The organism is Streptomyces sp. URMC 129, from assembly GCF_051386415.1.
Classification (GTDB): domain Bacteria; phylum Actinomycetota; class Actinomycetes; order Streptomycetales; family Streptomycetaceae; genus Streptomyces.
This window is the reverse complement of the sequence record NZ_JBPQTQ010000162.1, coordinates 1-10,908: the sequence shown is the minus strand read 5'-3', so window position 1 is coordinate 10,908 and position 10,908 is coordinate 1. Positions and strand designations below refer to the sequence as shown.

At 78.6% G+C, this 10,908-nt stretch carries 8 protein-coding genes and 1 pseudogene; 6 read left to right on the top strand and 3 right to left on the bottom strand.

The window, feature by feature from the left end; all coding sequences use genetic code 11:
- The 6 genes and pseudogenes from ACSNOC_RS25115 to ACSNOC_RS25090 all read left to right on the top strand — a co-directional run.
- Positions 1 to 1,369 (top strand): sugar transferase (locus tag ACSNOC_RS25115; protein WP_436749852.1); only part of this gene is annotated, 1,369 nt, incomplete at its 5' end.
- Positions 1,369 to 2,778, top strand: coding sequence for an O-antigen ligase family protein (locus ACSNOC_RS25110; RefSeq protein WP_436749851.1), 1,410 nt, complete (start codon positions 1,369 to 1,371; stop codon positions 2,776 to 2,778). The genes ACSNOC_RS25115 and ACSNOC_RS25110, both read left to right, overlap by 1 nt.
- A complete protein-coding gene (locus ACSNOC_RS25105; protein ID WP_436749850.1) occupies positions 2,775 to 4,352 on the top strand; it encodes a lipid II flippase MurJ in 1,578 nt (525 codons plus the stop codon). Before ACSNOC_RS25110 ends, ACSNOC_RS25105 begins: the two co-directional genes overlap by 4 nt.
- A pseudogene (locus ACSNOC_RS25100) lies at positions 4,336 to 4,929 on the top strand (polysaccharide deacetylase family protein); the annotation flags it as partial. The gene ACSNOC_RS25105 and the pseudogene ACSNOC_RS25100, both read left to right, overlap by 17 nt.
- A 142-nt stretch (positions 4,930 to 5,071) precedes the next feature.
- Positions 5,072 to 6,103: a glycosyltransferase gene (locus tag ACSNOC_RS25095; protein WP_436749849.1), complete on the top strand. Its 1,032-nt coding sequence runs from the start codon at positions 5,072 to 5,074 to the stop codon at positions 6,101 to 6,103.
- Positions 6,100 to 6,789 (top strand): lipopolysaccharide biosynthesis protein, encoded by a 690-nt coding sequence (locus tag ACSNOC_RS25090; RefSeq protein ID WP_436749853.1) that lies wholly within the window; start codon positions 6,100 to 6,102, stop codon positions 6,787 to 6,789. Before ACSNOC_RS25095 ends, ACSNOC_RS25090 begins: the two co-directional genes overlap by 4 nt.
- Before the next feature lie 4 nt (positions 6,790 to 6,793).
- On the opposite strand, the gene ACSNOC_RS25085 is transcribed toward ACSNOC_RS25090, so the two are convergent.
- The 3 genes from ACSNOC_RS25085 to cydC form a co-directional block, all read right to left on the bottom strand.
- On the bottom strand, positions 6,794 to 7,576 hold the full coding sequence (locus ACSNOC_RS25085; protein ID WP_436749848.1) for an SDR family NAD(P)-dependent oxidoreductase: 783 nt from the start codon (positions 7,574 to 7,576) through the stop codon (positions 6,794 to 6,796).
- 17 nt (positions 7,577 to 7,593) lie between these two features.
- Positions 7,594 to 9,135: a GAF domain-containing sensor histidine kinase gene (locus tag ACSNOC_RS25080; protein ID WP_436749847.1), complete on the bottom strand. Its 1,542-nt coding sequence runs from the start codon at positions 9,133 to 9,135 to the stop codon at positions 7,594 to 7,596.
- Between the two features lie 14 nt (positions 9,136 to 9,149).
- The coding region (cydC, locus tag ACSNOC_RS25075; RefSeq protein ID WP_436749846.1) for a thiol reductant ABC exporter subunit CydC at positions 9,150 to 10,908 on the bottom strand (1,759 nt) is incomplete at its 5' end.

The window sequence follows — 10,908 nt, the reverse complement described above, 5'->3', positions numbered from 1 at the left end:
GCGGCGCCGCGTCCCCCGCCGCCCCGGCGCCGCCGCGCTGCCGGCCGCCGACGCCCTCGCCGCCGCTGCCGCCTGCGCGGCGGCGGCGGGCGGCGGCCTCGTGGCGGCGCTGCCGCTGGTGCCCGTGCTGCTCGCCGCGCTCAACGCCGCCGGCGGCCTGTACCGCCCGGCGCCCCTGACCACCGCCCTGGACGACCTGCCCCGGCTGCTCGGCCACACCGCCGTCGCCTGGTGCGCCGCCGGGGCGCTGCTCGCCCCGGCCCGCCCCTGGACCGAACTCCTCGCCCTGATCACCGCCCACGCGTCGCTGGCCGCCGCCGCCCGGGGCGCCGCGCACCACGCCCGCCGCCGCGCCGCGCGCCGCAGCCCGCGCCCGGCGCTCGTCGTCGGCACCGGGCCCGCCGGGCAGCGCGTCGCGGAGGTCCTCGCCGAGCACCCCGAGTACGGGATGCGGCCGGTCGGCCTGGTCGGGCCGGTGCCGCGGCGGCTGCCCGGCAGCGCGCCGCTGCCCGTCCTGGCCACCCACCGGGACGTCACCGAGGCCATCGTGCGCGGCGCGGTCCGCGACGCCGTCTTCGCCCGGCGGCCCGAGGCCGCGCTGCTGCGGCTGTTCTGGACGCGCGGCTGCACCGTGTGGCTGGTGGCCGCCGAGCCCGGCGCCGCCGGGGACGAGGGCTGGGGCTGGGGCTGGGACCTCGCGGCGGCCCGGCGCGCTGCCCCCGGCCACCTGTGGGGGTTCGCCTGCCGCCGCCTCGACCCGCCGCCCGGCCCGCGCCGGGCCGCCGCCCGCCCGGCCCGGTACGCCAAGCGGGCCCTGGACGTCGCGGTGGCCGGGGTCGTGCTCGTCCTCGCCGCTCCGCTGCTCGGCGCCTGCGCGCTGGCCGTCCGGCTCGGTGACGGGCCGGGCGTGCTGTTCCGGCAGGAGCGGGTCGGGAAGGACGGCCGGCCGTTCGTCATGCTGAAGTTCCGCACGGTGCGGCCCGGCGACGAGCGGGAGGCCGCCACCCGCTGGAGCGTCGCGGGCGACCACCGCATCTCGCCCGTGGGGCGGTGGCTGCGGCGCACCTCGCTGGACGAGCTTCCCCAGCTGTGGAACGTGCTGCGCGGCGACATGAGCCTGGTCGGCCCGCGCCCCGAACGCCCGCACTTCGTCGAGCGGTTCAGCCAGGTCTACCCCGGCTACGCGGACCGGCACCGGATGCCGGTCGGGCTCACCGGCCTGGCCCAGATCAGCGGGCTGCGCGGGGACACCTCCATCGAGGACCGGGCCCGTTTCGACAACCTCTACATCGAGACCTGGTCGCTGTGGCAGGACGTGCGGATCATGCTGCGCACCACGGCCGCCTGCTTCCGCTCGGGAGGGAGCTGATGGCCGCCACCACTTCCCCCACCGCTCCCCCCACCGCTCGCGCCGTCGCCGCCGTCGCGGCCGTGCCCGCGCTGCTGCGCGAGCGCGGGCATCTGCTGCCCGTGCTCGCGACCGTGCTGCTGCTGGCGCTGCCCGGCGACCGGTGGCGGGTGGCCGGCGGGCAGGTCGCCGTCGCCGACCTCGCCTCGGTGGCGCTGGTCGGCTGCTGCGCGGCGCTGCTGGCGCGCGAGCGCCCGCGGCGGCGGTCCCGCCGCCCGGCGCTGGGCCGGGCCGCCGCGCTGGTGCTGACCGCGCCCGCCGTCGCGTTCGCCGTCGTCACCATGGCGTCCGGGGACCCGCTGCGGAGCCTGCCGGGCTTCGCCCGCTGCCTCCAGGTCTTCGTGCTGGTGCCGCTGGCCGTGGTGCTGCTGCTGCGCGACCGGCGCGACGCGCGGCTCGTGGCGGGCGCCGTCGTGGTCCTGGCCCTGGCGCAGGGCGCGGTCGGCACCGTGCAGTACGTGACGGGCACGGGCGCCTCGTACATGGGGCAGAACGTGCGGGCGGTCGGCACGTACGGGCCGCTCAGCGTCATGGGCATGGCCACCGTCGTCTCCTACGGGCTGATCGCCGCGCTCTGCCTCGGGCTCGCGGGCGGCCCCGGCCGGCGGTGGTGGCGCGCCGCCGCGCTGGGGACGGCGGCCGTGCTGGCGGTGCCGCTGGCGTTCTCCTTCAGCCGGGGTGCCTGGCTCGCCACCGCCGCCGCCGTGCTGGCCGTGCTGCTCCTCGCCGGGCTCCGCTCGGCCCGGCGCGTCCTGCCGCCGCTCCTGCTGCTGGGCGGCGCGCTGCTCGCGGGCGGCGCCGCGCTGGCCCCCAGCGGGATGGTCGGCGAACGGCTCGGCTCCATCGGGGACGTGACGGGAACGCCCGATCAGTCGGTGATCGACCGCTACGCCATGTGGGACGCCGCCCTGTCGATGTGGGGCGACGCGCCCTGGACCGGCACCGGGCCCAGGGGGTTCGAGGAGCACCGCGACAGCCACGCGTCGCTGGCGCTGTCCGGCGGCAGCGACACCGGCGGCGCCGGGCACGGGTACCAGCGCCAGGAACTCCAGTCGCCGCACAACATGTACCTGCTGCTGCTCAGCGAGCAGGGCCTGATCGGCGCCACCACCGTCATCGGCTGCTGGGCCGTCCTGGCCGCGCGCTGCCTGGTGCGGCTGCGGCGGGCCGCGCGGGCCGGGGGACCGGCCGACATCGGGCTGCTGGCGGTGGGCCTGCTGGTGTGGCAGGCCGTCAACTTCCTGTACGCGGACATCGGCGGGGCGGCCACCGTGCTGACGGCCGTGGCGCTGGGGCTGGCCGCCTGGTGGGCGTTCTCCCCGGCGGCCGGGGGCGCGGCCGGTACCGGGGGCGCGGGGTCGCGGCGGTGAGCGCCGCCGCCGTCGCCGGGACCGACCGGTTCGTCGCCCGCGCCGCCACCGTCACCGCCGCGCTCACCGCCGCCGGGGCCGTGGTCGGGCTGCTGCGGGACCAGATCATCGCCACGCTGTTCGGCGCCGGACGCGCCACCGACGCGTTCCTCGTCGCGTGGACCGTGCCCGAGTTCGCCGCGACGCTCCTCATCGAGGAGGGCACGGCGCTGGTGCTGGTGCCCGCGTTCAGCCTGGCGCTCGCGCGGGCCGGGGCGGGCGGGATGCGCGAGCTGTGCGCGGCCACGTTCCCCCGGCTGCTGCTGGGCCTCGCGGTGGCCGCCGCGTCGCTGGCGGCCGGGGCGCCGCTGGTGGTGGGCCTTCTCGCCCCCGGGCTGCCGGACCCGGCGCTCGCCGTCGACTGCACCCGGCTGACCGCCCTGAGCGTGCTCACCTTCGGCGTCGCCGGGTACCTCAGCGCCGCCCTGCGCGCCCACCGCGCCTTCGGGCCGCCCGCCGCCATCTACGTCGCGTACAACGCGGGCATCGTCGCCACCGCGCTGGCGCTGCACGCCTGGTGCGGCGTCCGGGCGGCGGCGGCCGGGGTGGCGCTGGGCGGGGCGCTGATGGTCCTCGTCCAGCTCCCGTTCTTCCTGCGCAGGCTGCCGCCGCGCGCGCGGGCCGCCGCCGGGCGCCGGGTCTCGCTCCTCGCGGGCGTCTCCCCGGCCGTCGTCGCGCCGGTGGCGCTCTTCGCGCTCTCCCGCCAGGCGCAGGTGCTGGTCGAGCGCTTCCTCGCCTCCGGGCTGCCCGAGGGCGCCATCTCGCACCTCAACTACGCGCAGAAGGTCGCCCAGATGCCCATGGTGCTGTCGATGATGATCTGCACCGTGACGCTGCCGCTGGTCGCCCGCGCGGTGGCCGACGGCGACACGGAACGGGCCGCCGCCCGCGTCGAGCGCGACCTCGTGCTGGCGGGCGTGGTGGTGCTGCTCGGCGGCGCGTTCGTCGTCGCCTGTGCGCCCGGGATCACCGCGCTCCTCTTCCAGCGCGGCGCGTTCGACGCCGGGGCCACGGCGGCGACGGCCGCGGTGATGCGGGTGTACGCGCTGGGCCTGCTCGGGCACATGCTGGTCGGGGCGCTCAGCCGCCCCTTCTTCTCCACCGCGCGGCCCGCCTGGTTCCCGCTGCCCGCCATGGCGCTGGGCCTGCTCATCACCGTCGTCGGCGGAACGGCCGCCGTCGGGCCCTTCGGCGCGTGCGGGATCGCCGCCGCCAACGCGGCCGGGATCAGCGTCACCGCCCTGCTCCTGCTGCGCGCCCTCCCGGCCAGGACCGCCATCCCGGTCGACGCCCGCCGCGTCCTGGGCCGCCTCGCCCGGCTCGCCGCGGCAGCCGCGCTCGCCACCACCGCGGGCTGGGCCGCGGGCGCGCTGCCCGGATGCTCCGCTCCCCTGCCCGCGGTCGCCCTCGGCTGCCTGCTCGTCCCCGCCGTCTTCGCCGCCGCCGCGTGCGCGCTGCGGGTGCCGGAGGCGGCGCTGCTCGTGTCCGCCCTGTCCGCCCTCAACCAAAGGCTCGACCATGCGCGTTGCCGCTGACTCCGCCACCGGACCCGGCCTCGGCCCGGTGTTGCTGCTGATGTACCACTCCGTCTCCTACACCACCCCCGACCCCTACCGGATCACCGTCACCCCCGACCGGCTCCACCGGCAGCTCGCCTGGCTGCGCCGCAACCGGCTGCGCGGCGTCTCCGTGGGCGAGCTGCTGCGGGCCAGGGCCGCCGGGCGCGCGGGCCGGATGGTCGGGCTGACCTTCGACGACGGCTACCGGGACTTCCTCGACACGGCGGTTCCGCTGCTGCGCGGGCACGGCTGCACGGCCACCGTCTTCTGCCTGCCGGGCCGGCTGCACGGCAGCAACGTGTGGGACGCGGACGGCCCGCGCAAGCGGCTGCTCAACGCGGACGGCATCCGGGCCGCCGCCGCGGCCGGGATGGAGATCGGCTCGCACGGGCTGCTGCACCGGTCGCTGCCCGGCCTCGACGCCGCCGCGCTGGAACGGGAGGTGGCGCACAGCCGCGAGCTGCTCGCGGAGATCACCGGCCGTCCGGTGCACGGCTTCTGCTACCCGTACGGCGCGGTGGACCAGCGGGCGATGGACGCCGTGCGGGCGGCGGGCTACACGTATGCCTGCGCCGTCGACCCGGGCCGCCTGACCGGGCAGTACGCGCTGCCGCGCGTCCATGTCGGCGAGCGGGACGGCGCGCTGCGGCTGCGTCTGAAGCGGACCCTGCACCCGTGGCGGCGCCGAGCGGCAGTTGCGGGCGCTGCTGCGGCGGCTGCCGGTCGCCTGCGACGTGGTCACCCTCACCAACCCGGGCCCCGTCGCCCGCGAACTGCGCGCCGACGGCGTGCGGGTCGCCCATCTCGGCATGACGGGCAACCGCGATGTGGGCGCCGTCCCCCGGCTGGCGCGGCTGATCCGCGACGGGCGGTACGACGTCGTCCACACCCACCTGTACCGGGCCTGCGTCTACGGCCGGATCGCCGCCCGCCTGGCCGGGGTGCGGGCCGTGGTGGCGACCGAGCACTCGCTCGGCGCGCGCCGCATCGAGGGGCGCCCGCTCACCCCGGGGACGCGGGCCCTGTACCTGGCGACAGAGCGCCTCGGCGCGGCGACCGTGGCCGTGTCCGCGACGGTGGCCGGGCGGCTGCGCGCGTGGGGCGTGCCGGACCGGCGGATCCACCTGGTGCCCAACGGGATCGAGCCGGCCCGGTTCCGCTACGACCCGGCGGCGCGGGCGGCGGTGCGGGCCCGGTACGGCGTGCCGCCGGACGCCGTGGTGGTGGGCGGGGTGGGGCGGCTGGTGCCGGACAAGCGGTTCGACGTGGTGGTGCGGGCCGTGGCGCGGCTGCCGGAGGACGTGTGGCTGGTGCTGGCCGGGGAGGGCCCGGAGCGGGCCGCGCTCGGCGGGCTGGCCGGGCGGCTGGGGCTGACCCGGCGGCTGGTGCTGGCGGGCGGCTGCCCGGACGTGCCGGGGCTGCTGTCGGCGTTCGACCTGTTCGTCTCGGCGTCGGCGGAGGAGACGTTCGGGCTGGCGGTGCTGGAGGCGCTGGCCGCCGGGCTGCCGGTGCTGCACGTGGCCTGCCCGGCCGTGGACGAACTGCCGCGTCGCGAGGCGCCGGGCGCGCGGCGGGTGGGGGCGGGGACGGCGGAGCTGGCGGAGGCGCTGCGCGCGGAGCTGACGCTCGGCGTGCGGCGGCTGCCCGTGCCGGACGCCGTGCGCCGGTACGACATCGACCGGGCGGCGGACCGCCTGATGGGCGTCTACGAAGGGGTGTGCCGATGAGGGCGATCAGGGCGAGGACGAGGGCGGCGCGGGCGGTGCGGCGGGTCGGGAGCCTGACGCGGTGGTGGGCGCCGGCGCTGTGCGTGGTGCTGGGCGCGGTGGGCGGGTCGGCCCACGCGCTGCTGGCCGAGCGGCAGTACGCGGCGAGCGGCCAGGTGCTGGTGGCGCCGGTGGCGGGCGCGGACCCGGCGGGCGCGGTGGGGCTGGCGCAGGCGATGGGGCGGGTGGCGACGGGCGAGGCGGTGCTGGGCACGGCGGCGGCGGACGCGGGGGTGCCGGTCGCCGGGCTGCGGCAGCGGGTGCGGGCCGTGACGTCGCCGGACGCGCCGATGATCGAGATCACGGGCACGGCGGCCCGTCCGGAGGACGCGGCGCGGGCGGCGAACGCGGTGGCGCGGGCGCTGGTCGCCTACGGCAACGACGCGCGGGAGGGCACGGGCGCGGAGCTGGCCGTGTTCGCGGAGGCCCGGCGGCCGGTCGTCCCGGTCGCGCCGGTGCCGTGGCTGTCGATCGCGGTCGGCGTCTGCGCGGGCCTGGTGGTGGGCGGCGCGGCCCTGCTGTCCCGCCCGTCCGGCCCGCGCCGCCGGAAGCCGGTCGCGGCCGGGGACGCGGTCGCGGACCGTTCGGCGCTTCCCGCCCAGCAGACGGAGCGACCGGCGGCCGGGGACGCCCTGGCATCCGTGTAGCCGCTCAGTGGCCGCGTTCGGCGCCGCCGTTGACCTGGACGACCTGGGACGTGATGTGGCTCGCGGCGTGCGACGCCAGCCAGCGCAGCGTCTCGGCCACGTCGCCCGGGGTGCCGGGCCGGGCGTCCAGGGTCTCCGCGACGAGGGCCTCGCGGCGCTCGGGCGGGATGCCGGGGCCGAAGAACTCGGTCTCCTCGATGTAGCCGGGGGCCACCACGTTCACGGTGACGCCCCGGTGGCCCAGCGCGCGGGCGAGACCGAACGCGTAGGGGTGGAGGGCCGCCTTGCTCGCCGCGTAGGCGCCGGAGCCCGAGCCCCGGTAGGCGGCGATGGAGCTGATGAACAGGACCCGGCCGCCGGGGGAGGCGAGGCGGTCGCGCAGGGCCTCGGTGAGGAGGACGGCGGTGAGGGTGTTGATCCGGAAGGTCACCGTCCAGGCGCGCGCGGCGGCGGCGAGGGGGTCGTCGGGGTGCTCCGGGCCGGGTTCGAGGCCGCCGTTGCCGCCCGCGCCGTGCACCAGGACGTCGACCGTGCCGAACCGTTCCGCGACGGAGCGGGCCACTCGGGCGACCTCGGCCGGGTCGGTGAGGTCGGCCGGGAGGGCGACGGCGTCCGCGCCGTCGCCGGTGCCGCCGTCGCCGTTCGCCAGGCTCGCGGCGGCCCGTTCCAGCACGTCGGCGCGGCGGCCGATGAGCACGGGGGTGTCGCCGTCCCGCGCGAAGGCCCGCGCCGTGGCGAGGCCGATGCCGGTGCCGCCGCCGCTGATGACCACTGTGCGTCCCGCCATGCCCGGACCGTATCCCGTCAGCCGGGCACCTGCCAGGTCACACGGGTGCCGGTGCCGCCGGGGCCCGGGGTGACGTCGGCGGAGCCGCCCAGGGCCTCGGCGCGGCGGGCGAGGTTCCGCAGGCCGCTGTGGCGGGTCCGGTCGGCGGGGACGCCGACGCCGTCGTCGGTGACGGTCAGCCGCACGGCCTCCCCGGCCGCCGCGTCGACCGCCACCTCGACGCGGGAGGCGCGGGCGTGGCGGGCGGCGTTCGACAGGGCCTCGCGGAGCGCGGCGACCAGGTCGCGGGCGACGGCCTCGCCCACCAGCGCGTCGACGGGCCCGGTGAACGACACGGACGGCGTGAAGCCGAGCGTCTGGGCGGCGGCGCCGGTCTCCCGCAGGACCCGGGTGCGCAGCGACGCGGGGGCGTCCTCGGGCGCCTGCTGGAGGGCGAAGATGGCGGTGCGGATCTCCTGGATGGTCGCGTCCAGTTCGCGCGTGGCGGTGTCGATGCGGTCGCGCACCTCGTCCGTGGGGCCGGCGCGGCGGGCGCTCTCCAGTGTCATGCCGACCGCGAAGAGCCGCTGGATGACGAGATCGTGCAGGTCGCGGGCGATGCGGTCGCGGTCCTCCAGAACGGCGAGCTGCTCCCGGTCGCGCCGGGCCCGGCCGACGACCAGGGCGAGCGCGGCCTGCTGGGCGAACTGGGTGGCCAGGGCCCGCTCGGGCACGGTGTACGGCGCGGCGCCGGGCGGGCGGGCGAGGGACAGGGCGCCGAGCGGGGTGCCGTCGCCGGCCAGCGGCAGCAGCATGCTCGGGCCCTGGTGGCGGGCGAGACCGGTGCCGAGCCGGGGATCGGCGGCCGGGTCGTCGAGGAACACCGGCTCGCCGTCCAGGACCTGGCGGGCGGCGGGGCTGTCGGCGGGCACGGTGGCACCCAGCAGGCGGGCCGCCTCGGTGGCGGCGGGGGACGCGGAGGCGGCGACGACGTGCAGACAGCCGTCGGCGCCGGGTTCGAGCACGGTGCTGGTGGCGGCGTCCGCGAGCCGCCGGGCCTGCTCGGCGACGACGGCGAGGGCGTTGTCCTCGTCGGCGGAGAGCAGGGCGGTCGACAGCTCCAGGCTGCCGTCCATCCAGCGGGCCTGCTGGCGGACCGCCTCGTGCAGGCGGGCGTTGCCGATGGCGATACCGGCCTCGGTGGCGAGGACGCGCAGCATCTGGCGGTCCTCGTCGGTGAAGCCCGCGCCGGTCGGCTCGGCCAGGCGCAGCGCGCCGAAGCGGACGCCGTGGACCAGGATCGGCACCAGCAGCGTGCCGGGGGCCTCGCCCTGCGGGCCGGGCCTGACGCCGTCGAGGAGCATGCGGGTCAGCGGCCCGTGGTCACCGGGAGCGGTGGGCCGCCCGTGGGTGACGAACCGGCCGATGCCGTCGCCGTCCTCGTTGAGCACGGCGAGGGCGGCGTGGCCGGCTCCGGCCAGCTCGGCGGCGGTCCGCACGATCCGCTCCAGCACGGCCTCCGGCGCGATGTCGCCGCCGATGGCCTCCATCGCCCGGAGCAGCCGTGGCATCTGCTGCATGACAGCGAGCGTAGTCACGCCGGATTCAGGGCGAAAGTCGGTGCTGTGCCCCTGTACCGCTCCCTTTCCCGCTCCCGCTCCCGCCGCAGGAGGGTGCGGAACGGGCCGTCGGCGGCGGCCAGCTCCGCGTGGGGGCCGCGCTGCACCACGCGGCCCGCGTCCAGGACCAGGATCTCGTCCACGGCGTCGAGGCCGGTGAGCCGGTGCGTGATCAGCACGGTGGTCCGACCCTCGGTGGCGGCGAGGAGGTCGGCGGTGAGCGCGTCGGCGGTCGGCAGGTCGAGGTGTTCGGCGGGCTCGTCCAGCACCAGGACGGGGAAGTCGGCCAGCAGCGCGCGGGCCAGCGCGAGGCGCTGGCGCTGGCCGCCGGAGAGGCGGGCGCCGTGCTCCCCGACCGGCGTGTCGAGTCCGTGCGGCAGGCCGTTCACCCAGTCGAGCAGCCGGGCGGCGGCGAGCGCGGCGCGCAGGGCGTCGTCGTCGGCGCCGGGCGCGGCGAGGCGCAGGTTCTCGCGGAGGGTGCTGTCGAAGACGTACGCGTCCTGCGCGCAGAGGCCGACGTGGCGGCGCACGGTGTCGCCGTCCAGCGCGGTCGCGTCGGTGCCGCCGAGGCGGTAGGTCCCGGCGGCCGGGTCGAGGAAGCGGAGCAGGCAGTGGGCGAGGGTGGTCTTCCCCGCGCCGGACGGGCCGACGACCGCGACCCGGCGGCCGGGGGTGAGGTCGAGGTCGAGGCCGCGCAGCGCGGGCGCGGCGCCCGGCTCCGCGCCGGGGTGCCGGGCGGTCAGGCCGCGCACGGTCAGGGGGAACGGCGTGACCGGTGCCGGGGCCGGGTGCTCCGGCTCGCGGACCGGCTCGGGGGCGTCGGTGACGTCCCGGACGCGCTCGGCCGCGCGCCGCGCGCGCTGCCGGTGCTGGACGGCGAGCGGCAGCCCGGCGACCGCCTCGAACGCGGCGAGCGGAACGAGGACGACCGTGGCCAGCCACACGCCGTCGAGCCGTCCGCCGGTCACGGCGGGCACGCCCGCCCAGGCGGCGGCGGTGACGGTCAGGCCGGTGAGCAGTGCCATCAGGCCGCTGCCGAGCGCGGTGACGGTGGCGGAACGGGCGGCCAGCGCGGTGAGGTCGGCGTCGGCCGCGCGGACGGCGGCCTGGCGGGCGGGAAGGGCACCGGCGACGGTGAGTTCGGCGGTGCCGGTGAGCAGGTCGACCGTGCGGGTGGCCAGTTCGCCGCGCGCGGGCGCGAGCCGCCGCTCGGTGCGCCGCGCGACGGCGCCCGCCAGGGCCGGGACCGCGACCCCGGCGGCGAGCAGCCCGGCGGCGAGCACGGCGCCCGCGGCGGGCAGCAGCCACGCGGTGAACGCGACGGCCGCCACGCCCACGGCCGCGGCGGCGACCGCGGGCAGGAGCCAGCGCAGGAAGTAGTCCTGGAGGGCGTCCACATCGGCGACCACACGGGAGAGCAGATCGCCGCGCCGCGCCCGCCCGAGCCCGGCGGGAGCGAGGCGCTCCAGCCGCCGGTAGACGCCGACGCGCAGGTCGGCCAGCACGCGCAGCACGGCGTCGTGGCTGACGAGCCGTTCGGCGTACCGGAAGACGGCCCGCCCGATCCCGAACGCGCGGGTCGCGGTGACGGCGACCATGAGATACAGCACGGGCGGCTGCTGCGCGGCCCGCGAGATGAGCCACCCCGAGACGGCCATGAGCCCTACGGCACACCCGAGGGCCAACCCCCCGAGCACCGCGGCCCACCCCAGCCGCCCGTGCTGTATCTCATGG

Coding starts and splice junctions, on each gene's coding strand:
- ACSNOC_RS25110 (WP_436749851.1), top strand. CDS start 1,369: ATGGCCGCCACCACTTCCCCCACCGCTCCCCCCACCGCTCGCGCCGTC.
- ACSNOC_RS25090 (WP_436749853.1), top strand. CDS start 6,100: ATGAGGGCGATCAGGGCGAGGACGAGGGCGGCGCGGGCGGTGCGGCGG.
- ACSNOC_RS25085 (WP_436749848.1), bottom strand. CDS start 7,576: ATGGCGGGACGCACAGTGGTCATCAGCGGCGGCGGCACCGGCATCGGC.
- ACSNOC_RS25080 (WP_436749847.1), bottom strand. CDS start 9,135: ATGCAGCAGATGCCACGGCTGCTCCGGGCGATGGAGGCCATCGGCGGC.